Annotated in this window: 30 protein-coding genes; 17 read left to right on the top strand and 13 right to left on the bottom strand. The window is 60.0% G+C overall.

The annotated features are described in order from the left end of the window. Positions 1 to 95 precede the first annotated feature (95 nt). A complete protein-coding gene (locus D8676_RS01785; protein WP_121579111.1) occupies positions 96 to 431 on the bottom strand; it encodes a low affinity iron permease family protein in 336 nt (111 codons plus the stop codon). A 17-nt stretch (positions 432 to 448) separates the two neighbouring features. Further along, complete coding sequence (locus tag D8676_RS01780) at positions 449 to 970, bottom strand: ferritin-like domain-containing protein (RefSeq protein ID WP_121579110.1); 522 nt, start codon at positions 968 to 970, stop codon at positions 449 to 451. 276 nt (positions 971 to 1,246) lie between these two features. On the opposite strand from D8676_RS01780, the gene D8676_RS01775 reads away from it, so the two are divergent. Continuing rightward, complete coding sequence (locus tag D8676_RS01775; RefSeq protein ID WP_121579109.1) at positions 1,247 to 2,140, top strand: hypothetical protein; 894 nt, start codon at positions 1,247 to 1,249, stop codon at positions 2,138 to 2,140. A 1,208-nt stretch (positions 2,141 to 3,348) separates the two neighbouring features. On the opposite strand, the gene D8676_RS01765 is transcribed toward D8676_RS01775, so the two are convergent. Beyond that, complete coding sequence (locus D8676_RS01765; protein WP_121579107.1) at positions 3,349 to 3,669, bottom strand: hypothetical protein; 321 nt, start codon at positions 3,667 to 3,669, stop codon at positions 3,349 to 3,351. Between the two features lie 152 nt (positions 3,670 to 3,821). Here D8676_RS01765 and D8676_RS01760 point away from each other — a divergent pair, with 152 nt between their 5' ends. Continuing rightward, a complete protein-coding gene (locus tag D8676_RS01760; RefSeq protein WP_121579106.1) occupies positions 3,822 to 4,109 on the top strand; it encodes a hypothetical protein in 288 nt (95 codons plus the stop codon). A 49-nt stretch (positions 4,110 to 4,158) separates the two neighbouring features. Further along, a complete protein-coding gene (locus D8676_RS01755) occupies positions 4,159 to 4,371 on the top strand; it encodes a hypothetical protein (RefSeq protein WP_183096981.1) in 213 nt (70 codons plus the stop codon). Here the strand turns inward: D8676_RS01755 and D8676_RS01750 are convergent. Continuing rightward, positions 4,341 to 4,616, bottom strand: a complete 276-nt coding sequence (locus tag D8676_RS01750; RefSeq protein WP_121579105.1) for a DUF982 domain-containing protein — start codon at positions 4,614 to 4,616, stop codon at positions 4,341 to 4,343. The genes D8676_RS01755 and D8676_RS01750 overlap by 31 nt on opposite strands. Positions 4,617 to 4,886: 270 nt before the next feature. Here D8676_RS01750 and D8676_RS26965 point away from each other — a divergent pair, with 270 nt between their 5' ends. Both D8676_RS26965 and D8676_RS01745 read left to right on the top strand, forming a co-directional pair. Further along, complete coding sequence (locus tag D8676_RS26965) at positions 4,887 to 5,084, top strand: hypothetical protein (protein WP_147448131.1); 198 nt, start codon at positions 4,887 to 4,889, stop codon at positions 5,082 to 5,084. Beyond that, entirely contained in the window at positions 5,081 to 5,311 is a 231-nt protein-coding gene (locus D8676_RS01745; RefSeq protein WP_121579104.1) for a hypothetical protein, read from the top strand. Before D8676_RS26965 ends, D8676_RS01745 begins: the two co-directional genes overlap by 4 nt. Positions 5,312 to 5,870: 559 nt before the next feature. On the opposite strand, the gene D8676_RS01740 is transcribed toward D8676_RS01745, so the two are convergent. After that, a complete protein-coding gene (locus D8676_RS01740) occupies positions 5,871 to 6,074 on the bottom strand; it encodes a DUF768 domain-containing protein (RefSeq protein WP_121579103.1) in 204 nt (67 codons plus the stop codon). A gap of 383 nt (positions 6,075 to 6,457) precedes the next feature. On the opposite strand from D8676_RS01740, the gene D8676_RS01735 reads away from it, so the two are divergent. The 5 genes from D8676_RS01735 to D8676_RS01715 all read left to right on the top strand — a co-directional run bounded on the left by D8676_RS01735 (position 6,458) and on the right by D8676_RS01715 (position 9,399). Further along, on the top strand, positions 6,458 to 6,838 hold the full coding sequence (locus D8676_RS01735) for a hypothetical protein (RefSeq protein ID WP_121579102.1): 381 nt from the start codon (positions 6,458 to 6,460) through the stop codon (positions 6,836 to 6,838). 62 nt (positions 6,839 to 6,900) lie between these two features. After that, positions 6,901 to 7,083: a DUF3606 domain-containing protein gene (locus tag D8676_RS01730; protein ID WP_121579101.1), complete on the top strand. Its 183-nt coding sequence runs from the start codon at positions 6,901 to 6,903 to the stop codon at positions 7,081 to 7,083. Positions 7,084 to 7,702: 619 nt separating this feature from the next. Then, positions 7,703 to 8,029, top strand: coding sequence for a hypothetical protein (locus D8676_RS26960; RefSeq protein WP_147448130.1), 327 nt, complete (start codon positions 7,703 to 7,705; stop codon positions 8,027 to 8,029). 440 nt (positions 8,030 to 8,469) lie between these two features. Continuing rightward, a complete protein-coding gene (locus D8676_RS01720; protein WP_121579099.1) occupies positions 8,470 to 9,129 on the top strand; it encodes a response regulator transcription factor in 660 nt (219 codons plus the stop codon). 27 nt (positions 9,130 to 9,156) lie between these two features. Next, positions 9,157 to 9,399, top strand: a complete 243-nt coding sequence (locus D8676_RS01715; protein WP_121579098.1) for a hypothetical protein — start codon at positions 9,157 to 9,159, stop codon at positions 9,397 to 9,399. A 30-nt stretch (positions 9,400 to 9,429) separates the two neighbouring features. Here the strand turns inward: D8676_RS01715 and D8676_RS01710 are convergent, their stop codons facing one another. The 3 genes from D8676_RS01710 to D8676_RS27165 all read right to left on the bottom strand — a co-directional run bounded on the left by D8676_RS01710 (position 9,430) and on the right by D8676_RS27165 (position 10,360). Beyond that, positions 9,430 to 9,678 (bottom strand): hypothetical protein, encoded by a 249-nt coding sequence (locus D8676_RS01710; protein WP_245426516.1) that lies wholly within the window; start codon positions 9,676 to 9,678, stop codon positions 9,430 to 9,432. Between the two features lie 121 nt (positions 9,679 to 9,799). Beyond that, positions 9,800 to 10,048, bottom strand: coding sequence for a hypothetical protein (locus D8676_RS01705; protein ID WP_121579097.1), 249 nt, complete (start codon positions 10,046 to 10,048; stop codon positions 9,800 to 9,802). Between the two features lie 12 nt (positions 10,049 to 10,060). Beyond that, positions 10,061 to 10,360, bottom strand: coding sequence for a hypothetical protein (locus tag D8676_RS27165; RefSeq protein ID WP_183096928.1), 300 nt, complete (start codon positions 10,358 to 10,360; stop codon positions 10,061 to 10,063). A gap of 187 nt (positions 10,361 to 10,547) precedes the next feature. On the opposite strand from D8676_RS27165, the gene D8676_RS01695 reads away from it, so the two are divergent. Next, positions 10,548 to 10,832 (top strand): PRC-barrel domain containing protein, encoded by a 285-nt coding sequence (locus D8676_RS01695; RefSeq protein ID WP_121579095.1) that lies wholly within the window; start codon positions 10,548 to 10,550, stop codon positions 10,830 to 10,832. Between the two features lie 58 nt (positions 10,833 to 10,890). After that, positions 10,891 to 11,172, top strand: a complete 282-nt coding sequence (locus D8676_RS01690) for a hypothetical protein (protein ID WP_147448129.1) — start codon at positions 10,891 to 10,893, stop codon at positions 11,170 to 11,172. An 878-nt stretch (positions 11,173 to 12,050) separates the two neighbouring features. Here the strand turns inward: D8676_RS01690 and D8676_RS27820 are convergent. The 3 genes from D8676_RS27820 to D8676_RS01675 all read right to left on the bottom strand — a co-directional run bounded on the left by D8676_RS27820 (position 12,051) and on the right by D8676_RS01675 (position 14,088). Next, positions 12,051 to 13,316: a collagen-like protein gene (locus D8676_RS27820; RefSeq protein WP_183096927.1), complete on the bottom strand. Its 1,266-nt coding sequence runs from the start codon at positions 13,314 to 13,316 to the stop codon at positions 12,051 to 12,053. Between the two features lie 73 nt (positions 13,317 to 13,389). Continuing rightward, on the bottom strand, positions 13,390 to 13,830 hold the full coding sequence (locus tag D8676_RS01680; protein ID WP_121579093.1) for a MucR family transcriptional regulator: 441 nt from the start codon (positions 13,828 to 13,830) through the stop codon (positions 13,390 to 13,392). Positions 13,831 to 13,899: 69 nt separating this feature from the next. Further along, a complete protein-coding gene (locus tag D8676_RS01675; RefSeq protein WP_121579092.1) occupies positions 13,900 to 14,088 on the bottom strand; it encodes a hypothetical protein in 189 nt (62 codons plus the stop codon). A gap of 221 nt (positions 14,089 to 14,309) precedes the next feature. On the opposite strand from D8676_RS01675, the gene D8676_RS01670 reads away from it, so the two are divergent. The 5 genes from D8676_RS01670 to D8676_RS01650 all read left to right on the top strand — a co-directional run bounded on the left by D8676_RS01670 (position 14,310) and on the right by D8676_RS01650 (position 20,813). Further along, positions 14,310 to 16,388, top strand: coding sequence for an ATP-dependent helicase (locus D8676_RS01670; protein ID WP_121579709.1), 2,079 nt, complete (start codon positions 14,310 to 14,312; stop codon positions 16,386 to 16,388). Between the two features lie 94 nt (positions 16,389 to 16,482). Then, positions 16,483 to 17,508 (top strand): YihY/virulence factor BrkB family protein, encoded by a 1,026-nt coding sequence (locus D8676_RS01665; RefSeq protein WP_121579091.1) that lies wholly within the window; start codon positions 16,483 to 16,485, stop codon positions 17,506 to 17,508. A gap of 261 nt (positions 17,509 to 17,769) precedes the next feature. Continuing rightward, a complete protein-coding gene (locus D8676_RS01660) occupies positions 17,770 to 18,471 on the top strand; it encodes a thermonuclease family protein (RefSeq protein WP_121579090.1) in 702 nt (233 codons plus the stop codon). A gap of 88 nt (positions 18,472 to 18,559) precedes the next feature. Further along, on the top strand, positions 18,560 to 19,801 hold the full coding sequence (locus D8676_RS01655) for an RDD family protein (protein WP_183096926.1): 1,242 nt from the start codon (positions 18,560 to 18,562) through the stop codon (positions 19,799 to 19,801). Between the two features lie 22 nt (positions 19,802 to 19,823). Then, positions 19,824 to 20,813, top strand: coding sequence for an ATP-dependent Clp protease proteolytic subunit (locus D8676_RS01650; RefSeq protein ID WP_183096925.1), 990 nt, complete (start codon positions 19,824 to 19,826; stop codon positions 20,811 to 20,813). Positions 20,814 to 21,096: 283 nt separating this feature from the next. On the opposite strand, the gene D8676_RS01645 is transcribed toward D8676_RS01650, so the two are convergent. Together D8676_RS01645 and D8676_RS01640 are read right to left on the bottom strand one after the other, a co-directional pair. Beyond that, positions 21,097 to 24,006: a hypothetical protein gene (locus D8676_RS01645; RefSeq protein ID WP_121579087.1), complete on the bottom strand. Its 2,910-nt coding sequence runs from the start codon at positions 24,004 to 24,006 to the stop codon at positions 21,097 to 21,099. Continuing rightward, complete coding sequence (locus D8676_RS01640) at positions 24,007 to 24,306, bottom strand: hypothetical protein (RefSeq protein WP_183096924.1); 300 nt, start codon at positions 24,304 to 24,306, stop codon at positions 24,007 to 24,009. Positions 24,307 to 24,310: the final 4 nt, after the last annotated feature.

Below are 24,310 nucleotides of genomic sequence, written 5' to 3'. Positions count from 1 at the left end.
GATCGTCATCGCGCTGCAGCGGGTCGCCGCTCACCTCCACCCAGCGAACACGCGACCACACCAAGCCCATTAAGGGATGGCTGGGCACCTGCCTCTTATGCAGGGGTCTTCTCCGCCTCTTCCTCGATCCGCTTAATCTCCTCGCTGATCTCCGCCGGGTCCTTGTGCTCCAGCCCAACCACATCGTTGCGCGTTTCCTTGAGCGCGACGATCAGTTCGTCCAGCTTGGCATGCAGCGCGGCTGTATCTCTGTAGCCTTGGATGAGCACAACGCCGGTGATGACGATCGCCATGACGGACAACGCGTAGGTGACGACGTCAGTGAGGCCGAGCGGCACAAGCGCGGTGCAGACAATCATTGCCGCCAGGGTGATGTAGAACCCCGGCGGCTTGGACAGAAAATCTGCGACGGCAAACAGAAGCTTGTTCATAGCTGCTGCCCCGAACGTCAGGCAGCTTCTTGCATGGCCCGCTGATTGACCCCGCCCTCACCCAGTTGGGTCAGCGCTTCGTCCGTCGCTTCCTCCTCGGCAAGGGTTGCTTTGAGGAGGTTGACGGCGTCCGTCATGCCAAGCTGCTCGGCCCAGGCAATCAGCGTGCCGTAGCGGGCGATTTCATAATGTTCCACGGCTTGCGCTGCCGCCACAAGGCCTGCGTCGAGCGCAGGGGCGCCCTTATAGTCGTCCATGATCTCCTCACCCTCCTCGAGGATGCCGTCAATCGCAGGGCAGGTCTTGCCGCGAGCCGGCTTGCCGAGCAGCTTGAACACCTGTTCGAGCCGTTCAACCTGCGCTTCCGTCTCGGCCAGGTGCTTTTTGAATCCGGCTACAAGCTTGTCGGACTCGGCTGCCTTGGCCATTTTCGGCAGCGCCTTCGTGATCTTCTTTTCGGCGTAGTAGATGTCCTTCACGCCATCGAGAAACAGGTCTTCAAGCCCCTTGGTCGAGGCCTTCGGTTTTGTCGTAGCCACGTCGCGTCTCCTTAACTTTTGTTAGTGCCTTGCCTTCGTTCGAAGACGCCTAACAACAGCAGAGAAACAACCGGGTTCCGCAATATTGAAGCCGCGTGGAACTTTTCTTTGTGGCCGGCGCTTTGGAAGATCAGCAACACACAACAAGGGAGCGTTCTATGCACGGCTTAATCTATCTGGTCGGCCTGGTCGTCGTCATCCTCGCCGTCCTCTCGCTTTTCGGCCTTCGCTAATTGCAGAGCGAGCGCACAGCAAAGAATTCAAGAGGAGAAGGCAATGAGTGATGTGATCGTTTCGGCCCCGGCGGCCGTCAGTTCCGAAGAACGGTCTTATGTCGATTGGCCAGCGATCATCGCCGGCACCGTGGTGGCATCTGCGATTTCGCTTGTGCTACTGACTTTCGGTTCAGCGATCGGGCTGTCGTTGACCTCTGCCTATGAAGGAACCGGCATCTCGCTTGCCGGCTTCGCCATCGCCGCGGCGCTGTGGCTGGTGTGGGTTCAAGTGTCTGGTTTCTTCGCAGGTGGCTACCTGACGGGCCGCATGCGGCGCCGCCACTACGATGCCACCGAGGAGGAATCCGATATTCGCGACGGGTCCCATGGCTTGGCAGTATGGGGACTAGGCGTTCTGATCGGTGCGCTGATAGCGTTCTCCGGTCTGACAGCCGCTGTCTCTACAGCGACAACAGCCGCGAGCAATATGGCGGCGGGGGCAACGGCTGCTGCTGTGGGGTCAGCCGATGACATAGCCGACAGTGGCGCCTTGATGGTGGATCGGCTGCTGCGTGGCGGAACGCCGGCTTCCGACACAGGATCGGCAGCTGATCAGCGATCTGAAGTCAGTCGCATCCTGTTGTCTTCAGTTGCCAGCGGGGCACTCGATCCGGCTGACCGGCAGTATCTGGTGAATGTGGTGGCGGCGCGCGCAGGCATTCCTCCAGAGGAAGCTCAGCAGCGTGTCGACGAGATTTACACCCAAGCGCAGGAACTCGAGTCCGAAACTCGCGCGGCCGCAGATCGCGCGCGAAAGATTGCTGTGATTGCAGCCTTCATGACGGCTGCGTCTCTGCTGATCGGCGGCGTCGGTGCCTATTTCGGGGCGGTGCTCGGCGGCAACCATCGCGACAAGCAAGTTTCGGTGGAAGGGTGGTACAAGCCCTGGCGGTGAACGGCGCGCTTCCCTCGAATATCTCGGGCCACTGCTAACGCCTCTAACATGTGACACGCCTAGGAACGGAGGTTCACATGCAGGACAAACCTGACAAACAGAAACCAGCGCGGGATGTACGAGGAAACCCCGCGCCCAACCCCGACGGGGAGGAAGGCACGCGAAAGCCGCCTCCTGAGACACCGACACCACCCGCTAAGCCTGACAAGAGCCCAAGCCAACCTCACAAAGGCGCCGCCGATCGCGGAGCGCTCTGAGTTCGTCGGTTGACCGGATCTCGGGAAAGCTGAGCTGTGGAGCGGCAGGACGGCTGGAAGAGATCAAAGCAGAAGGTGCAAGATGCCTTACTGTCGTATGTTATTGCTGGCTGACTTCTCCCGTGTTTACCCTCGCTCCGGTGGTCCGACATGGCTACCTGGAGCCGGTGCGGGTACGAGCCCGAACAACTCCGCCGGCGCCGGCTCGCGGTCGATGAAGACAAACGTTCCGAGCATGCACATCGGCAGCCTCACGAACCGCCAGCCGACGGTCGCGTCGCATGAACGCATGCCTGCCGTTCTTCAAGGAGAGAAGCGGTTGGTAGCCATCGTGCTTTGATCTCGTGAATCCATCTGTCGCCGTCAGATGGCTGCTCGACGGGGGATGCAAGCAGGAACTGGGCACGCATATACTGGATACCGACAGACGCGATCAAACCCAGGTCGGGCGATCCTGTTGCCCGGAACTGCGCAGCCTCATCGGTCGTTGTAGAAGTTTCTAATGGGACGACCGCGTTGCAGGCGGCCAGGACTATGAGGTGCAGCATCTTGCCAAGGAAACGGGCGTCACGGCAGAGCAGGCGCGCCAGTTGGCGCCCCCGGCAAGCCATGCCCGATCCGCAACGCCGCGCCAGGCAGGCCGCGACTGTCTGATGGCTTCGTAATCGACGAAGAGGTCGGCGAGGAATTGCCTAGAGATAACCGGTGAAGCGAGACAAACTGCTTTTGGCGGGCGCCGCAGTGATCGGCTTCAGCCTGGTCGTTGCGGCATGGCTGCTCGGCGCCTTTTGTACCCACGACATAAAAAAAGAGCCCCGCTAGCCGGGATGCCAACAAGGCAGGAGGAGCAGGGGTTTGCGAGTGGAGTTTAATCGGCCGGCCTTCAAGAAGTCTAGCTGTGGTCAAGGCGGCGCGAGGACAAGGACTGCCTCCGGCGCGGTCAACGGCTCGTCATTTGCAGTTATCGTCATCCGCCTTAGCCGCCGCAGTCTTCTCACCGTCCTGCTGAGCCTCAACGTCTTGCTGCGAAGTTGCCAAGTCCTTGTTGCCGCCGCCCTCTTCGGTTGCGAGAGGCATAGTCCCGCCATCCTTAGCAGCTGTTTTGTTCCCACTTGGCTCGGCGCCTTCCAGCGGTGCATGAGAGCCGTCTTTGGCGATGCCGGCGGTCTTGTTTACATCTTTGCCGGCCGAAGTATCCGGGCAAGCTGCCATGGCGGTGCCAGCGCCGAGCGAAAGCGATGCTGCTAGTAGCAAAGTCCGGGTGATTTTCATTATCACTGTGAGGTGCCCAAAACCTAACAGTCTGAGAGTTGCTTGGTTCCCTGCGACGACCGCGTTGAATTGTCGTCACGCCAAGACGGCGCGGCTGTCCCACCGAAAAGCTGCCGCCTTGACTTAGCTCGGCCGCTGAACGACGATCCTGCATGGAAGTCTGCAAGGACTATGTGGTCGTGTTGCCGGCCGGGCCAAAGTTCGAAGACCCAGAACTGCACAAGGCGGTGCTGTCCGCGCTGATCGCGCGCTTTCCAGACTACACGTGGCAAATTCATGAGAGCCACAAATCCGGGTCCGGACGTTTCGTCGTTCTACCGGCGCTGAAGACGATCCCGGCACCCGGCGAGATTGCCGCCAAGATGGAATTCGGGGCATTGACGGATTTCCATGTGTTCCTGGAGTTCCAGTTCATTGACCCCACGAAGCGGATCAACTGACGTGGCGAGCCTTTTGCCCCAACAGAAGTAACCGAAACTGATCGTGGTGATGGCCTTCGACCGTGACGAGAATGGCGACCTGCAAACGGTCTTCGGACCTGCCGAGCAGCAGAACGAGGAGCGTGCGATCCGGACGGCCAAATCGCTGGCGACCAAGCATGCCGGCGTCATTGCCTGGAACCGCGAGGCCAATCCCGCGCTCGGAGAGTACGGGGAGCCGACTGTATTGTTTCAGGCGGGCGACGTTCCAGATTTGGAGTAGGACACCAATAACCCGCTTTCCTTAGCTGCGGCCTCGAACGCCCGGCGGGCGGCAGTGGTCTTTTTCAGGCCTGCCAACACGTCGAGACAAGCTTTACGAGCGCTACGGTGTTTCGGGCCGGTGCCCTTAGGCCAACGGTATTTGAGCAGGCATTCCGAGGCCTCTCTGGTGGATGATACAATCCTGACATTTCCCGCGCCGCCGATCATGACATGCACCGGATTGTCAAAACGCTTGTCTTCCATATTTCACGAAATCCCGTTCAAAAACGCGCACCATACAGAGAATTGCGCGCAAACGAAAAGCCCGTCGTAGCTCAATGACGCGCCTGCCATTCGTTTCTAAGAAGTGCTAAGAAACCTACACCCAGGGTGCGCAGCGCCCGTTGGGTGGTCGTCCACCAAGGTACCCCAATCATGACCAATACGACGGCGATGGGCCTGCTTGCAGGATGCGTAGTTATTGCAGCCGTGGCTCTCTACATGCTGTCCCGCGCCTAAGGCTGGAGTTCGACCGTGGGTGAAGTTGTTCCCTTCCCGCAGCTTTATAATGCATCGACGGTGGAGCGCCTGAAGAAGGACAATTGTAAGGTAAGGTTCAATATCACCGTTGACCCGGAAACTGCTTTGGAAATTCTGGTCGCCATTGGCTACGTGGATGCCAAGATCGAGCCGGGCAGCATCGTCATTGTTAGGCCGGACGCGAACACATGAACCGCGATCCCCGTATCGATGCCCTTGCCGCGAGCGACCTTTCATCGGCGGCTATCCTGGCCGCCCTGATCGGGATGCTGGGCGCGAAAGGCACTCTGTCGGACCGAGAGGTTCGTGAGATGTACGAACAGGCCCTGTTCTTGCTGGAAACTCACCAAGGCGGGGAGCCTGAAGTACAGCCTATCTACGAAGCGGCTCGGGAGATCATCGAAGCGCAGCTTCGCTAAGGCCTATGAAGAGGCAAAGGGAGCGCTCGATGAATATGAGGATTTAGCGACGACCGGAGAAGGGCCCCAAGAAGCCATACCCAGACTGGGGGCAAGACCGGTTAATCCCGCTCGCCACACCTTGTCTATCTTACGTTTAGGCGAAGCCCAAAAAAAGCAATGTGATCCATGTTACACCCAAAGCGATCATCCCAACGCTACAAGCGATGCCTAGCCAGAAAGGCAGGTCGGATGGTGTTTTCAACCCACACCCTAACACATACGAGGCGGTTGCGCGCGCTTTTAACCAGGCCCCCCTTCAGGGTAGCCAACCCGCCAGTCCAGCGAGCAAATAGATCGCCAGCGCAACACCGAGCAAAATCGCGACGGTCCCGGTAACTGTCAAACCATCGTATTTCATTCGGCGCCGCCCATTCGCCCTCCTGATCCGTGCCTGGGCGTTTATGGCGCTGCATCGTATACAGCTACCGAGATGGCGACAATTTACTCCCGCGAGGGAATTTACTCCCGCTAGAGAGTGATGACTTGGATCAGTGACCTAAATAACTCGGTCTATAAGCTATCTACTCCGGTCAACAGCCGAGAGGATCATTTCTAGTAGACGCCCACCATCGTCGCCGAAATCCTCGGCCGCAATTCCCCGCGCTTCACCCATCGCGGTGAGCCGATCGGCCAAGTCCTTCACCGACACGTTTTCGACTCCCGTTTCAGCGGCGTGCTCGTCTAGCCACTGCTCGGCGAACCGTCGAGCGTTGGGGCGCATGTTGTATCCTTGTCTGAAAAAAGCCCGCCATCCCAGCGATGACGGGCTTTCGTCGCTTTTGACATCTAGGACCGCCTCGCGATCCCATCCAGACAAGAGACGCCGGCCAACAAGGTTCCGGCCCGTACAAAAGAAAGCTTGAAAGCAGGGCCCGGCGGAGGAACGTTAACTCGTTCCCTGCATTATCGCTGCAGCGATATCTTTCGCTTCTCCGGCCGCCAATCTGACCGGACGCGCTTAAGCGGCGCAGAAAGATACTCACATGGAATTCTTCCGGCGTATGAACGACCAGCCAACGTCGTGGTTTCTGCTGTTCGGGACCGTGGCTATCGTTGGGTACCTTCTCTATCTCGTCGGCAACGGACTGACCTGGTAAGCAGGCCATGCCAACAAAGCGCTCCATTTCACCGGAAGTCCGCGCTGCGATCGCCGCGTTTCTGAACGAATGTCAAAACGAAGCGCGGCCGTTTGCAACCGCGGAAGCCTTGGGCGCGGTCCGCAACATCTTTCCCGATCTGGATATCTCTGATTCCGATCTGGAAGAGGCGATATCGAGCGAAGCCGCCACGGCGGGATTCGATATCGATCACGACTCGCACAAAGGGCATGCCAAGGTGAAGCGGAAAGCACTCGATCGCTGGGAGAACGAAGGCGGCGCAATCGCAACCGGGCCACGCACCGAATCCCAGCGACGTATCGACAACGACACAGCCGGGACGCGGCGTCGAGCCAAGGCGACGAAGGACCGCAATCAGTTGATCTAGCCCTCTGGGCGTTCAGGGCGCCAGGACCCTAGAAAACCGGCAAGGCCGCATGGGAGAGCAAAATGGCTGACAACAAATCGAAGACCAAGGAAGATCGTAAGCTTGTCGCCCGAGATCAGACCTACGGGGTTGCCGACTTCGCGAAAAAGTACGGCGTCGCGCCGAGCGAGGCAAAAACCATCATCAAGAGATACGGTCCTTCACGCGCGAAACTCGACGCTTACATGAGTGCGCGAAACGCCTAGTGGGCCGCCAGAAATTCAACCGGCCACGCCTATGACAGCGTCAGCCTGAATGGGTGTGCTTTGCCCATAACGTCCTCCAGGCCCTGCCGCAGAGCCTCCGGACGTATGGTCCCTAGATCAAACAACGAATTTACTATTTCGGTGACATAGCCGCGCTCCTGTATCTCAACGATACCGCAGTCATCGCAGTACTGCTCAACCGCCGCTGACATAATCATAGATCTTCGAGGATAATTGTGAATGTTGGAAGACATGCGCGTTTCTCCTGTTCGGGGCGAAAGCGTGTTGACCTCTTCCAAGCGCCCCCGTGCCGTTGAGGAGGGGCGACATGACAACCTAAACCTTTTAGGAGGCAGCGCTATACACAATGTTATGAGAAGGGAGATTAAAAGGCCGCCTGGATATTGAGGGGGGTTATAAGCAGCGGTCCTGATTTGGCTTAACCCATGGTCGACGTCATCGACCGCTACCCCAACAGCATTCGGAAGCTCAGGTTCCTAGCGATCGGAATTAATTCTCGCAAGATCCGGCGCAATGGAGTTGAACGGGTAGAGCCGCTAAACTCATTTATGGCGTATAACGCCGACAATCCCCATCTGTGTAGGCGAAGGAGGACAGCATGTTCTCAATAAGATGGGCCACACATCGCGACGAAAGAAACGGCTCTTTGGCGGAAAAGAAGCGTAGCAAGGAATCGCGGAATGCCGCCGAGCTATACGCACCACAGCCAGAAGGATCGTCGATACTCTATGGCCTTATCGCCATTGTTGTTCTTGGGATCGCTTGTTGGATCGTCGGCTTATTTTATGGCCTCAACTTTCTGTCCTATCCTGTGCTCCTGATCGGCGCAGGAGCAGTGGCCTTTATCGGCGGCGTCCTTCTTAGAAAGCTGCGAAAACGCCGTCACAACGACGCATACCGCCATGAATACGGGAAACGACCGTAAACTTTCTTTTTGCAGACCAGCTTGACCTGGAACCTTTAGTGGGCGCTAGTGTTACCGACGGGGCGATACCATTCGCCATTCCGCGCTTACGGGGCTCGGACGCGCTTAGCAGCGCAGAAAGTACTGATGAAATTCATTCAGCGCATGAACGAGCAGCCCTCGTCTTGGGTGCTCCTGTTCGGGACGGCGGCTATCGTTGGCTACTTTTTGTACCTGCTCGGCGATGGAATGACTTGGTAGCTGCGTCGTGCCGGCCCTACGCTCTATTCCGCTGGACGTAGGTACAATTGCATAGCTTACCTTAAGACGAGCATAGGTCGCGCCAGGGGTCGGAAAGCTCATCCTGGAACGCCTGTCAAACCTGATCGGGGTCCGCAGCCCCGCTCGGTGAGGGCGCCCGGAGTGGAGTCGGTCATGCCCCATCTAAGGGAGTGGTCACGATGCATACGTGTGTTGTGGGGCAGAGCAAGCTGTTCCGAGCGGCGCTGACGCTACTGCTTGAAGACACTGTATTCACTGTCGCGACAGGCGCCGACTCGCTTGACGAAGTTTCGAAGATGAATGGTCCGTACAGACGAGATCAGGTGGTTTTGCTGGTCCAGAAGCCTGACAACCGGTCGGAGCTTTCCGGGCAGATAGAAATGCTGAAGGCGCGCCTTATTCCGCCATGGGTGGTATTTTTGGCAAAAACGCTCGACGCCGATGAAATCGCGGACAGTTTCGCGTGCGGAGTAGACGGATTCCTTCTTGAGGAAATTTCCCCGCAGGCGCTTGTCAACTCGCTAAAACTGGTCGCCCTTGGCGAGAAGGTGTTTCCAAGCCAGATCGTCGCACTGATGGTTGCGTCGGGCTGGGCAAACAGAAGCTCAAAAAACACCTATGCGCCATATGATGGCCTGCTGTCCGGTCGGGAATTGGAAGTAGTCAACTGGTTGATACTTGGCACCCCGAACAAGGTAATCGCGGGAAAGATGTCGATCGCAGAAGCCACGGTGAAGGTTCACGTCAAGGCAATCCTGAGAAAGGCCGGCGTGGACAACAGAACTCAGGCGGCGATCTGGGCTGTGCAGAAAGGACTGCGCGAGCCCGCGCGCTCCTAGCGTTTTATATGCTTAGCGGAGACATACATGGACGTGATTACAAGCCTGTCGATCTACCGTGAAGCGCTGATAGGTGCCGTTTGGACTCTCGATGCCTTCCCTGTGGAGTTAGATGCGTTCGCGGACAGAGAGCGCAAAGTTCTTGATAGCGCGATAAAGAGCGTGGAAGCCGATATTCGTTTTCATAGGGATGAAGCTGATATTCGTTTTCACCGGGATACAGATCGCCCCAACGGTCCAACGTTCTTGATCTTCAGCCGCACAAGCTAATGCCAACGAAGCCATGTCGTCGGAAGTGATTCATGTCGGCGGCGGCTTGAACCAGGCTGCAATCTTCATCACAGACTCTCCAAACAGCACCACGCCGCCGAGTATGCCGAGGATCGTGATGATGATCCACTTCGATACCTTGGCGAAGCCGATCAACGCCCGGACGAGCGGCATGCCGGCCTCAAGCGCCTTGGCATCCTCCACGGTCAGATCAGTCAGGAACTTCCGCGTCGGCTCGGGAAGCTCGGCAAACTGCTTTGCGATCTTGTCCCCGTTCACTGCCGGCTCTCCCGGCCGTGTTGCGCGCACTCGCTGCGCGTCCAGATCCCGCCACCGCAGAGACCTGCCGCCGTGCTGTCGATCTTCAACTGATCAGAGGGCGTCTTACCTCTGGCGCCAATCAGGGCGTGCCGACAACCATGCGCAGGCCGTCACGCTCACAGGCGCCGGTCTCGAAGTCGAACACGCCGCCAGCATCAGAGCAGCGGCGAAGATCAGTGCGCCATTTCTCAGCCGCGTTGCCCGCATTGTCGTTCTCCTTGGTGATTTTCGCCGCGAAGGCCGCCTGCTCGTAGGTCCGGCCGGCCCGGTAGGCAGCGGTATGGCTCCAGGCGAGCAGCACGAGGGCCGCGGCGCCCGCGCCGAGCATGAGATAGAGCCTTCATGCCAGCACCAGATCGGCTTCATCGGTAGGATCGAGCTCAACCGGTTGAACATCGCCCTCATCGGTCTGGCGCGCCTTCCACCAACCCCACGCCGCCCATGCGAGGCCGCCGATCACCAGCATCGCCACGACCACCGCAAGGATTGTCGACAGCCATTCGAGACCGGGGATTCCTGCAACCTGATCGGCGACTTGCTGGACCTGCTGGCGAGCAACCCCGATCGCGCCGCCCGTAATGGCGATGCCGGCGCCCTCCTTGGCCTCCTTGGTCTCGGTGATGCCCTTGGCGCCCAGCACCTCGTCAGGAGCCTGCTTGTAGGCTCCGAGGCGGCCAAAAGGTCTCCGGCCCGTTGTCGTCCGAGGACCAGATTGGTCGGGCCGTCCACGAAAACAGCGCGATCCCGTTTCCCATCTGTCTCGCTTTCTTCGGAACGCAACGGCGGTTCAGCGATTAGCCACGGTCCCACATGAGAGAAGACACCCCATGGACCATTCGAACCACGTGCGCCTGAGCCAGGCCGAGCTGACCCCCGGTATCCTCGAAGACGCCGCGATATACGGTCCCGGCGACGAGAAGATCGGCTCGGTTGACCACGTTCACGGCACCCAGGTTGTTATCGATGTCGGCGGATTCCTCGGCATTGGCGCCAAGCCGGTTGCTGTCCCCTTGAGCGAGTTGGAGTTCATGCGCGACGAGGACGGTGACGTTCACGCCGTGACGAGCTGGACGAAGGACCAACTCAAGGACATGCCGGAGCACAAGGACTGACAGACTGGCGGCTTCATGACCGAAGTGGAGCCACCGCCTCCACCTCTTGGACAACCAGATGAACTACATTTCCGTGATGGCAGTCACCGAAGAACGAGCCCGAGAGAAAGCGGTTGCAAGCACGGGCTATTCTCGCGAGAGCATCGGACCGGTTGTGACCGTCATTGACGAAGGCGATAACCTTCGCCAGCGGCCATACATATTCGAGACTTCCAACGACGTAACCGAGCATCCGCAGTATACGAAAGCCAAGCTGTCCAGCGCCCTCAACTTCGCCAACCCGGCAGTCGAAGACGGCCCGGTTCTGATGTTCGGCCCGGAAATAACGGTCGGAGGCTGAACTAGCACTCCTGAACCATTTTGATCATGACACGTTCATGTCTTGCTGCGAGTCGTGTCAACCGCGCGTGGCGGTACGGTGAACAGGAAGTCTTTTTCCCGGTTTCTCTTCCTGGCCAACGAAAGGGCAGACGAGCACCTCGTCCCGTCCGACCTGCATCGTCCTCTTCTTTAGTTGGCACTTAGGTATTGACTACGAGTTCGCTCGGAAGAGGTGCGCGTGATGAGATGGTTCCGTAGTCTGGCAGCCGAGTTATTCCCCTCGTGGCACGAGCGGCGGCTTCTCAAACAGTCAAAAGCCGCGGACGCCAAGAGGGGTAAGCTTGTCTCGCTACAGCGCGCCTTAAGATCAGCAAACACCGTCGAAACCAACCGCGCCCAGACGAGCGAGCGGCGCCCCAGCGGTCGGGACTGATGCGTCTCAAATCGTACACTGACTGGGTCCTGTGGTTGGCTGAGAAGGGCCGACGCGAGAAAAGCAGTCCGAAGCCTGACACATCCGGCGTCGACTATGCTCCTCGGGACTGCCGGGACGCGCCAACTCCTAACCCCAACGACGGCACACACCGATACCCGACCAGAGGTGGAAAAGCAGGTGGCGAAGATTGAGAGGCAGGTTTTCCACTCCATCCTCACCAAGAAGGACAATAAGCAAGGTGGGTGTCGAAATACGAAACTTAGGACGACGCCGAGCCTGCGGCGAAAGGGCCAACAATGAGCGGCGGCTCGGGCGAGCTGTCTTCCATAAGCTCGACGGCACAATTCGCGAGGAGCCCGGCTAAGCCACCTCTCGCGTTGGATTTTCCCTTCCTTTGCCCCGCACGACCAGATCCTTCCCTCGTCTCCAGCGACAACCCAGAACCAGTTGGTGGCGTGGTGTCACGCATATTGCCCACCCGTAGCAACGGCGCCGGCCGCGTCTCCCGGGAAGTAGTTAGCTCCGCCCCCAGCCGACTGAATGACGGCGTTCATCTGCGCGTTATGGCGCTGACCTGTGGCAGATCCGGAATAGGTGTTACCGCTGACCGTGGCCATTGATGCGGTTGTCGCCTGGAGGAAGACGGCGAAAGCGAGAGAGCCAGACAACGTGACCGTGCGCGCCTGACATTGGAACGAAGCGCCGGCGAACAGATAGACGTGTCGGCTGGCCGAGCCTGAGATCGTGTAGTTGCCGGTCGCCACCAACCGGCCGCCTGTAGCGAGCACGTGGTAGAACGTGGTCGCGCCAAAATCGAGGTTCTGGAATTTGACCAGCGTTCCATCGGTAACGCCGATGCCGTGCGTCGTGGCCTGCAATTTCATACCACGCAGGTGCCAGGTGCCGACCACACCATCGCCGGTGAAACACGACCCCGACGCGTTTATCAGCACGTTGCTCGGCGTGCTTTCGTCGCCGACGATGATGCAGAACCCACCAACCAGGGACTTTAGCTGAACCGCCTCGGCGTAGGTTCCGGCGCCCACCTGGACCGTCGCAGTGAAGCCCGCCATATCGATGGCGGCAACCACATTGACAGCCTTCTGGATCGTCAAAAACGCGCCGCCTGCCGTGTTCGCCAGACCATTGTTGCTGTCGCTACCATCGGTGCGGACGTAATATGTTCGGTTGGCGGTCAGAACTTCGCGCGCCGTCGGGGTGGGGCCGGTCGGACCCGTCGCACCGACGGGCCCGGTAGGACCCGTGGCGCCAGTCGAACCGGCTGGTCCGGTCGCTCCAGAAGGTCCTGTAGGGCCGGGCACTAGCGAATCCGCACCCGACGCACCTGTGGCTCCGGAGGGGCCTTCAGGCCCAGTTGGACCTTCGGGTCCAGTCGGGCCCGTGGCGCCAACACCCGCCATCAGAGCGCGGGTCGCGGGCGTCAGCGAATCCGGCGTTACTATCTGGTTTTTGAGTTTTCCGTCAGAGCGACGAACATCTTTCAGAGCGTCGATCGTGTCGTTCGAGGCTCGCGTGAGTTCGTTGAGATCGGCCTGGAGCTGTGAGCCCGGGAAGCTATTGTCGCCTTGTTCCTGTTGGAAGGCGACGTAGCTGTAGGTCAGGTTTGGCTTTTGAGGATCCGACATGGGAGCAGCTTTCGAAGCACGAACGACAATCGTGGTCGAAATGGTGTTCGACCGTTCGTGCGGCTGCTCGCCTTCCGCCATTTTCCAGCAACAAAACTATACAGGAAACGCGGCTTCTACGCCAGCGGAAATGTGAAAATATTCCTCGCGGGCGCTACTTGCGGCGACTTCGCTTAGGCTTGACCTTCACGCTGCGCTTGCGACCCAACCCCATCTTCTTGGCCAACTCGGAGCGAGCCGCGGCATAATTGGGAGCCACCATCGGATAGTCCGTCGGCAAATTCCATTTCGAGCGATACTCTTCCGGGGACATCCCGTAGTGGGTCATGAGATGGCGCTTGAGCGATTTGAAGCGCTTCCCGTCCTCCAGGGAGATGAGGTAGTCTGGATAGACGGATCGTTTTGGATTCACCGCAGGTACCTGGGGCTCGGCAGCGGGCGTTTTGGTCTGCGACAGACCCGAGACCGCTTGATGCACGGTCGCAATCAAGTCAGGCAGGTCGGCGGCTGGCACAGAGTTGTTTGCAACATACGCCGAGACAATATGCGCGGTGAGCTCAGTGAAGTTCTCGGCATGTTCTGAATTTGACAACATCTCGCTTCCCTTAAGACATCTGCCGCTTACAAAGTTCTTGGTTCATGGGCAATCGACTTCCGTTCACGATCACGGAAGCGCAAGAAGCGAGATGATCGCAGCGGCGCCCAGCAGTGCGATCTGGGCGAACCTCTCCGCCACGTTCCGCTGCCCGACATTCCTGCGGGTGTCGCCGAACATGACGATGCCGCCGGCCGCCAGACCACTCGCTACGGTCAGGGCTACGACGACGAGAAAAACGATCTGAAAGGTGGGCATTGAGGGACCTCCAACTTGGTTGATTGGAGGATTATCGACCCGCCGGATCAGGCGTGGATAAAGATCCGTGTGCTCGTTGACCTAAGGCCCGGACTCCAACGGCTTACACGCCGAACGCTGACAAATCTATTCACGCCGCTCCGATCAATCCGGTCCGATCCTCGTGACCGCTGCCGCTTGCCGGCATTGCGAACAAAGCAGAAACGATGCTTGATGCCGCGATGAACATTGCCGCCCGTGATTCGACGCTTCCACGCAACTATCTCGACAAACTGAATGCGGATCAGCGCCGCGCAGTCGAGTACGGTGGGGGGCGAGTCTCAGGTCCGCTTCTGATCATAGCTGGCGCCGGTTCGGGCAAGACCAATACGCTCGCGCATCGCGTCGCGCATCTGATCGTCAATGGCGCCGATCCCCGGCGGGTTCTGCTAATGACCTTCTCGCGGCGAGCCGCATCCGAGATGACAAAACGGGTTGAGCGCATCGCCGGCGAGGTGCTTGGGCGCGATGCTCGGGTCGTTGCCGATGCACTGACTTGGGCCGGCACCTTTCACGGGATCGGAGCACGGCTCCTGCGCGAGCACGCGCATGAAATCGGCCTGGATCCCGCATTCACCATCCACGACCGCGAGGACAGCGCCGACCTTATGAACCTGGTCCGGCATGAGCTTGGATATTCCAAAACCGAAAGCCGCTTTCCGGCGAAAGGCACTTGCCTGGCAATCTACTCTCGTGCGGTCAATGCCCAGGCGCCGCTCGGCGAAGTCCTTGGCAATGCCTTCCCGTGGTGCGAGGGATGGGAAGCGGATCTCAAGGTGCTCTTCGCGTCGTATGTCCAGGCAAAGCAGGCGCAGAACGTGCTTGATTACGACGATCTGCTCCTCTGGTGGGCGCAGATGACAACGGAGCCGGGACTTGCAGCCGAGATTGCCAGTCGCTTCGATCATGTTCTGGTCGACGAATACCAGGACACCAATCGACTGCAGGCATCGATCCTGCTTGCGCTGAAGCCTGAAGGTGCCGGACTAACCGTTGTCGGCGACGATGCTCAGTCGATCTATTCATTCCGCGCGGCGGAAGTACGCAACATTCTGGATTTCCCGACGCAGTTTGTCGTGCCGGCCGAAACGATCATGCTGGAGCAGAACTATCGGTCGACGGACGCCATCCTGAGCGCTGCCAATGCGGTCATTGGGGAAGCATCGGAGCGCTTCACCAAGAACCTCTGGACCGATCGCAAATCGGCCGAACGACCGAAGCTGGTCACGCTGCGCGATGAAACCGACCAGGCCAACTATGTCTGTGAGCAGGTGCTGGAAGCGCGCGAGGAAGGCATCGCACTTAAGAAGCAGGCGGTCTTGTTCAGGGCCTCACACCACAGCGGACCGCTCGAAATCGAACTGACGCGGCGCAACATCCCCTTTGTGAAATTCGGTGGCCTCAAGTTTCTGGATGCGGCGCATGTGAAGGACGTGCTGGCCGTTCTGCGCTTTGCCGAAAATCCTCGGGATCGTGTTGCCGGCTTTCGCGTGCTGCAGTTGCTACCGGGTATCGGCCCCTCTGCCGCCGCGGAAATCATCGACACCATGGCAACGGCACTCGATGAGACGATGGGGTTGGCACGGTATCGGCCTCCAGTTCGTACCGCTGATGACTGGCCCTTGTTCGTCGAAACGTTTTCTGGATTGCGTGCCGGCAGCAAGTGGCCTGCCGACCTGGAGCGGGTCCGGCTCTGGTACGAACCGCATCTCGAACGCATGCACGAAGACGCAGTCGTGCGTCGCGCTGACCTTCTGCAGCTCGAGCAGATCGCCTCGACATATCCGTCTCGCGAACGATTTCTCACCGAGCTCACGCTCGATCCGCCAGACTCGACAAGCGACCAGGCAGGTCCGCCAAATCTCGATGAGGACTATCTCATCCTATCGACCATCCACTCGGCCAAGGGCCAAGAGTGGACGAAGGTCTTCGTGCTCAACACGGTTGACGGATGCATTCCGATCGATCTGAGAGCCGGCAGCGACAACGAGATCGAGGAAGAGCGGCGCCTGCTTTACGTGGCGATGACACGCGCCAGAGACGGACTGCACCTGATCACACCGCAGCGCTTCTTCACCAGTGGCCAGGCCTCCCGCGGCGATCGGCACGTCTACGCTTCCAGAACGCGGTTCATACCGTCGAACATCCTGCAGCATTTTGAACAGACGGCGTGGCCGGTGGCCGGTGCGACGGGGGTGAGTCAACGTGCTCCCCGCACGCGTGTTGACCTCGGTGCCCGGATGCGCGGGATGTGGCGATAGCCCGCCGGGCACGAATGTGCTTTCGGTGGAGAACTTCCGCCGGAACAATCCCCGTCGGGTAGCGATTACCTGCGACAAAGCAGGTAGTGCGCACATGCCCTTACGAGCAGCCCTTGGCAATGCATTTGGCATAGTGAGGTCCGCAGTCCGCGGCTTCTTCGAAGATGATGCACTTAGCCATTCAGCCGCGATGGCATTCTACGCCGCGACATCGCTGGCTCCAATCCTGCTTATCGTTATCGCTGTAGCTGGCCTAGCGGTTGGTCGAGATGCAGCCCAGCTCGCTCTGTCGGCCCAACTGTCCGGATTAATCGGGCCAACGGGCGCGGATCTCCTGGAGGCCGTTGTGCAAGGTGCGGCCGATACGACAAGCGGCCTGCTTGCGGGTTCATTCGCTTTTATAACGCTCGTCGTAAGCGCCTCTGGCGTCTTCGGCGAAATGCGCTCCACCCTCAATCAGATTTGGCGAGTCCACCAGACCGATACCGAGCTCTCGGCACTCGTCAAAGCACGGATAGCAAGCCTGGGTTTGGTCGCCTCGCTTGGCTTCCTTCTCCTGGTATCGCTTGCCGCAAGCTCTGCCATCTCCGCACTCAGTGATACGATCAATCGCTATGTGCCATTCGGGACAGTGCTGGCCGCAATAATAAACGCCGTCGTTTCGATAGCACTGCTGGCGATCCTATTCGCCGCGATTTACAAGCTGCTGCCGGACAGGTCCCTTGCGTGGCGGGACGTTCGTTTTGGAGCGGTGACGACTGCTATTCTGTTCACGATCGGCAAGTCGCTGATCGGCTGGTATCTTGGGACAAGCGCGGTGGCATCCTCATATGGCGCGGCAGGGAGCCTGATCGTGCTGCTGTTGTGGGTCTTCTATTCGTCCGCGACGTTCCTCTTCGGGGCCGAAGTCACGCGTGCATACGCCACATCCTTCGGAACGCGCCAAGACATCCTGTCGCCTGCAGTGGAGCCGGACAGCGACCGCGTAAAACGCGGCGCACCGGGTTCCGATTTGGTGGACGGCCATGCATATAAAACCGCCGGCGCGATCGCGGCCATAGCATTTGTAAGCGCTCTGGTAGCTACTATGGCATCGGCTGCAGACCGCAAGAGACGTTGACGCACGCAAAATACTGCGAGCGTCTAAACCTGTGGTCAATCATCACGTCCCGTCTTGCTGGACTTGCGCGAGGATCGCGTGCATCTTCTCCACGGCTAGGGGGAGATGGACAGGCGGTTCTCACATAAGCGCGAACGAAATGCGGTCCCGTACAGACGTCGGCGACGGCCCGTCAGCGTGCGATCGATCCTGGTAGCTACTGCCTTCGCCGGCGTGGTCGGATTCTCCCTGGCAGGCGGTGCGCCGGATACAGCTGGGACCATGGATTTACCGGTGCAGGCCGCCGCGCCTGTCAAAGTGGTAACTGCTGCAAAGGCGCAGCAAGAGGGCGATACGATCTCCGGGCGGGCATCGGTGATCGACGGGGACACGATCGAGATCGCCGGAACGCGAGTACGCTTCAATGGCGTAGATGCCCCCGAGAGTGCGCAACTTTGCCGGGACGCCAAAGGCAAGAATTACCGCTGCGGCCAGGCGGCAGCCAAAGCGTTAGCCGCCTGGTTGGCGAAATCACGACCCGTCACATGTATGTTCGTCGAATGGGATCGTTACGGTCGCTTTGTCGGTGACTGCTATCGGGCTGACGGGGAGGGGATATCCGCATGGCTCGTCCGTGCCGGTCACGCAATGGATTGGCCGCGGCATTCCGGCGGCGCCTATGCGAACGATCAAGCTGAAGCGCGAGCAGCAAAGCAGGGCATCTGGCAAGGGGAATTCCAGCCGCCTTGGGAGTGGCGCGCCGCGAAGCAGGCACCGAAGTCGGAAGCGACGAGTGCACCAGTCCGACTGCTATCTGGATCCTGCGACATCAAGGGGAACATCAGCAAAAAAGGTGAGCGCATCTACCACGTTCCCGGCCAGCGCTTTTACAACGAGACGGTGATCACCACGTCCAAGGGCGAACGCATGTTCTGCTCGGAAGATGAGGCGCGAGCGGCCGGTTGGCGACGAGCGAAAAGATGACAAGGTCGATCGCTCGCGGACTCTACCGATCACAGTGATTGTTGCTAGCACCTGGTCTTTGAGCGATACTCGTCGGGGGGCTTGGAGGATGTGGTACTACATTTCTGGCGAAACACGCTTTGGACCTGTTTCTCAAGACGAACTGGTCGAACTGATACGATCCGAAAAATTAGGCCCGTCCACACTCGTGTGGCGTCAAAGCTTTGACGACTGGAAGCGCCTAGACGCGCTGGAGGAGTTGGCGGTAGTACTCGCTGAACTTCCACCACCTGCGCCGGGCACAATGGTCCCTCACATACCGTTGGTGGGCCCCGCCGAGGTTTCCGATGACATTCAATCTTCGCAGGTACTTGTGGAGGAGCCTCTGGCCGGCCCGTGGGCTAGGTTCCTCGCCCGAACACTGGATGTATGGCTCATCACCGTGCTTCTATTTATGGCAGTCGGCCTGTATGCGAGCCACTACGCACCAGAGCTATTGGTGCGAATTGAAAACGCCAACGAAACGGCTCTGGGTCTTGCCGCGCTTCCTGTCACGTTGCTCATACTCGCTCTTTGCATGTCAGTCTTTGGAACGACAGTCGGCAAAGCGTTGCTGGGGATTCGAGTAAAAAATCTGACTGGCGCGAGCGCGCTGAAATTTCACATATCGCGAGAAATGGGCGTTTGGGTACAGGGATACGCTTTCGGCTTTCCGCTGATTGCTCTCGTGACCCTGTTCTTTCAGCACAAGCGCGTAGTCGCCCACTCTCCCGCTAGTTACGACGAAGGTCGCGCAAGGGTAGAATGTGGAAGAATTTCGGCGCTGCGTTGGCTTGCCACTCTGACGCTCGCGGCCGGGATGTTTGTAGGGGTGGTGGCCCTTATTGTAGCCGCAGAAGAGGACACCCGACAAGTTGATCTCGTTCAGTCTTGGACTAACCCCATCACAGGTGGCAGCACGTCCTTCTCTCGCACGTGGGCTTCTACTCCAATCGAGGCCGAAAGCGGAGACGACCTTTTCTATTTTGTCTCAGACTATTTGATGGCCGAAGCTCTTTTCGGGGTCGAAGAGATCAACTCAAGCCTGGCTCCTCTAGACTACGCAGAAGCGCTTGAGCGTGCGCTATCGGACGACATCACATTGGTCGGCCAGTGGTCTTCACTGGAGGTACAAGGTTCACACGCACTCCGAAAGTCGGGCTCACTCGCATCCGACCGCAACCACCGCGTTCAAGTCACGATAGTTCTCCGGCAGGGGCGAGCATGGCGTACCATTATCTTTGCGAGAGGTCGTGAACTTACCGACACGCATTTCGAGGCGTTTGTAAATGCAGCATTGTCGACCATCTAGCGTCGGGCGGTGGGTTCCACTGATGCAACATTCTATAATGGCCTTAGCCGTCTTGGCGGCGTTGGGATTCGGTCAATCGCGAGCCGCAGAGATTTCGGTCGAATCGGAAGTCGGTGCAGGTGGCGACGTGCTGACGATAATATCAGTAGTTGGAGATATTACAGCCCCTGACCTGACCAAGTTTAATAACATTGTCAGGAAAGTCCCTGATGGGACAGTTGCTGTATATCTCAATTCGGAAGGAGGAGATTTGGAAGCTGGGATAGCTATTGGCCGAGAGATATTTTCTCGAGGCCTTTCGACGGCCGCCACCGACGTGTGCGCTTCTGCCTGTGCTCTCGCTTGGATAGCGGGTAGGAAAAAGTTCGCTTCGGATGAGGCGCGGATTGGATTTCATGTTGCATACGTTGGAACGGATGTCCGCAAGGAATCGGGCTTGGGTAATGCGCTCGTGGGCCTGTACCTAGGCGAACTGGGGTTGGGTCAAAACGTTGTTCGATACGTGACTTCGGCGCCGCCAGAAGGCATGCAATGGCTTTCGTTCCGTGACGCCGAACTCTTGGGAATCCCCGTCGTATCGCTCGGACCGAGTACTGAAGAAAATCACCAGGCAACGGCACCTGCGGAACCACCTTTGCCTGCGATACCCGGCATCGATCAGGCGAATGTCGGCAGAGCGACGAGAAACGCGATCACCCGCTATCGGGAAGTTGGGATTAGTGGTCTGGAGTCAAGTTCGGTGGCATGCTGGCGAGTCGTCGGCGAAAAGCCGACGCTCGATCGCGTCCAGTATTGCCGCGTCCTTGACCTCTTTGGCATGGTCATGAACCAGGTGGGCATCGAACAATTTGGGCCGGGCGCAGAGAAAGTATACTTCCGGTCAGATGGCCGACTGGATGCCTTGGTAAATGGTCTACTTTCCGCGGGAGTGTCGGACCCGTCCGTTGCAAAACAACTTAATGAAATTTGGAATCGCCATTTTGAAATCGAGCTAAAGGCCGGGACAGAATGACGTTTCGAACCACTTGCGCCCCCTAGTGCTAATCATCTTGCTTGCCGAACCCGCGTCCCGGGCCGGCGATGCCGCACACATCGGCGGTTGGGTTGGAAGCGTGCGACGCGAAGCGGGGATCTGAAGTCGAACGGGCTTCCGCATTGCGCGCAGCGCGAACGCCACACCGCGACCGAACTCATAAGCCCATCGCGACGTAGGTAGGGCTCGATGCGGATGCATTCGTATCGTTGACCTTCGTAGCTGCGGACCTTGCCGCGTTTTGTTTCGACACCACGTGCCATCACCGTACCCCGAGCAGGTTCATGAATTCAGTACTCGGGCGTCCGACGGTAATCTCAAGCGGGCGCTTTTCGTCCGCGCTTCCGCCCTCGTTGATCACGTCCATCAACTCGTCATCGTCGTCCAGCCAGTTGAAGAGCTGCGTGCCGCGCAGGCCGTATTTCTGCGTGATCATCTGGCGCTTGGTGGCATAGTCGGCCGGATTGAATTTCTCCAGCAGATCGGCCGCCAGTTCCGGGTTGTTGAACGCGGCGCTGGCAAGCTCGTCGATGGCGCGCGACTGGACCTTCTTCGACTTGTTGCGCAGCCAGGTCGACACCACGTCGACCACGGCGATCGTCGGCGACAGTTGGTGGCGGCTCACGCTGCGGGCGCGCGATGCGATGCCCGTGGTCGTCAGGGATGGGTCCAGCTTGCCGGACAGCGCCTGGGCGGTGCCGGATGAGTTCGGCGCCCGCGTGCGGATGCTGCCTTCGGCGCCGGCGAGCGCGCCGAACAGTTCCTTGATGTTCGCCAAGCCCTCGGGATCGTCGGCCCACAGTTCGTCGGCGACGGCGGCCACCTTCGGGTCGTCGAAGAAGTTGCGCAGGTTCTTGTAATCCCACCGCGTTTCACCAGCCGAGTTCGGCGCGGAGAACTTCTTGGTCTTCACGACTTCCCACAGCGCGGCGCGCGCATTGGTGCGGGCTTCCGGCGAGTTGCCGGCGGCCTCCAGAAGTTCGCGGGTTGCCTGGCGCGGGCTCGGCCCCGCCGTCAGGTTGCGCACCGCGTCGACCGTCGCTTCGTCGCCGTAGCGCAGATAGCTGGCCTGCGCGGAGCGGCCCGGCGTGGTCAGTCGGCGCTGCGTCTCGGCGCTGGCGGCTTCGACGCCGCCGCGATAGTCGCCGGCGGCGCGCAGCCGCGTCAGGCGGTCGCGCAGTTCGGGGAACTGCTCGAGCAGGACGCCGCGCTGCTCCATGTAACGGGCCAACTGCTCGGGCTTCTCAGCCAGACCGCGCGTCTGGATGTCCGACAGCACTTCGTCGGCCAGCGCGCCGCGCACGCGCGGATCGGTGCCCGCTTCGCGCAGCAGCGCGTTCAGGTCATTGAGATTGCCCTGGTCGGGCTGCGCGAACCGGCTGGCGACGGCTTTATCGTCAATGCGGTAGCCTCCGCCCTCGCGGCGCTGCAAAGCTCCTGCGATGCCCGTGCCGGGACGCTCGAAGCGGTCGCCGACATCGCGGCGGGTCGCCCGGGCCGTGTCGTACTGCTCGCGCAGTTCAGGCGGCATCGCTTCGTCCAGGAACGTGTCGGTCTGGTCGCGGAACTGGCGGGCGACGCGGGCCTGCTGGCGGTTGCCGGCGGCCTCGGCGGTGCGGATGTCGTCCGACAGGCCGGAGCGCGTGCTGGTGATCTCGCGCAGCGGCACCGTGGCGTCTGCGATGACTTCGCCGGCGTCGTCGACCGGCAGAAGCTGGTTCGGAACACCGGCTTCCTGCGGCAGGAAGCGCTGGCGGTCGTTCAGCGGCAGGTTGCCGGTCGTTCGGCCGAAGCGCTCGGCGAGCGGCTGGATCGGAACCTGGGCGTCGGCCTCGTTGATCGGGGCGAACGCCTCCTGCACCTGTCGATTGGCAGCGTCGTAGGAATCCTGAAGGCCGGCGCGCAGGGTCGAGCCCCGTGCGGTAGCGTCGGCCAGTTGCGGCTGCGCCGCCTGCTGCGCTTCACCGAAGATCAGCCGCGCCACTTCCTCGGCGTCTGCCGCTTCGGCAAGCTGCGCGTCTCGGTTGGCCGACAGCGCGGCGCGGAATTGCGCGGGGTCGCCGTCCGGCGAGATGGCCTGCATGACATCGGACACGGCCGTTTCATTGCCGACGCGGCGCGTGTTGGCGGCGCCGGGCGTTAGCATGTCCTGGTTCTGGACCATAGTCATCAGGAGCGGGTCTTGCGCGCGATCGCCGATATTGGCGGTGTAGCCCGGCACGGCGCGCTCCACCGGCGACGGCTGGCGCAACTGGTCGGCCAGCGTTCGCGTGTCGACCGCGCCCGTGTCGGCGTATTGCGCGCCGAGATCGGTCGAGTTGTTGATGATGCGATCGACGACTTCCTGCCCGGCCACTTCGTCCATCAGCGCCGGCTTGTTGGTCGCGGTGGCGTAGGCATTGCGGAACGCCGACAGGATGTTGTCGCCGGCGGCCGTCAGGCCGACGCCGCCGAGCGAACCGAGAAAATCGGACCAGAAGTTGTCGCCGACCTGCGGGTTGCCGGCGGCTTCGTTTGCGATGCCGGCGCCGAGCCCGGAGCCGACGGCATACTTGGCCTCCCGTCCGACCAGACCAGCCGGATTGGCTACTGCGGGTTCGACGAAAAACCGCGTCAACGGGCCGGAGCGCCGAACGGCATCCGCGCCCATTCGCTCGGCTGCCAGCAAAGAGCCGCCGAGCGGAACGGCTGTCGCGCCGATCTCGCGCCCAACACGGCCGGCGATGCGCTGGAAAGCGTCTTGCGGGACGACTTCTTCGCGGCCCGTGACGGCGCGCGCAGCAGTCGCCGGAGCGCCGATGATGTCGTCGATCATCTCAGAGCCGAGGAAGGGGTGTTCACTGCCCATTCCGGCCAGGCCCAGGCCGGCGTTCACCATGTCGACCGGGAAGCCTAGAACGGACGCGACGCCGCCGCGGCCCTGATCCAGCATGTGCGCGGCGGTGTTGTCGGCGTAGTCGGCCGCGCCGAGCAGGCTCGTCAGCCACGACGAATCGTCCTGCTGCGCCGCCGCGGGCGCGGCAGTGGCAGCAGCCGGCGAGTCCGCCGCGGGTGCGGCGGGCTGTGCACCTCGCATCCGCACGATTTCGTCAGCCAACTGCCGCGCCGCGTCAGCGTCGCCAGCGGCGTCGGCGTTGCGGAGCGCGTCCTCCAGTTCCGCGAGCGAAGCCATTCACTTTGACCTGTACTTATTCACGAGATCGTCGATGCCGCCATTCGAGACTGGCATGGGAGTGGGAGCCGGCGGCGCCGTCACGCCAACCGCGTTCACGCCGCCGCGTCGAGCGCCGCTCAGGATGGTCTCCTGGCGCTCAATCATTTCGATCGCCTGGTTGAGCCGGGCGACTGAGGACGCCTGGTTGGAAGTCATGCCCTCAAGGCCGAGCGCGGCGCGCGCGGTGCGCAACATCTCGTTGCTGAGACGGTCAGCGCCCTGAAGCTTCGCGTACTGAAATGCGAGCATGTTCGACATCATC

Source organism: Mesorhizobium sp. YM1C-6-2, assembly GCF_003666685.1.
GTDB lineage: Bacteria > Pseudomonadota > Alphaproteobacteria > Rhizobiales > Rhizobiaceae > Mesorhizobium_K.
This window is presented reverse-complemented; position numbering and strand designations above follow the sequence as displayed.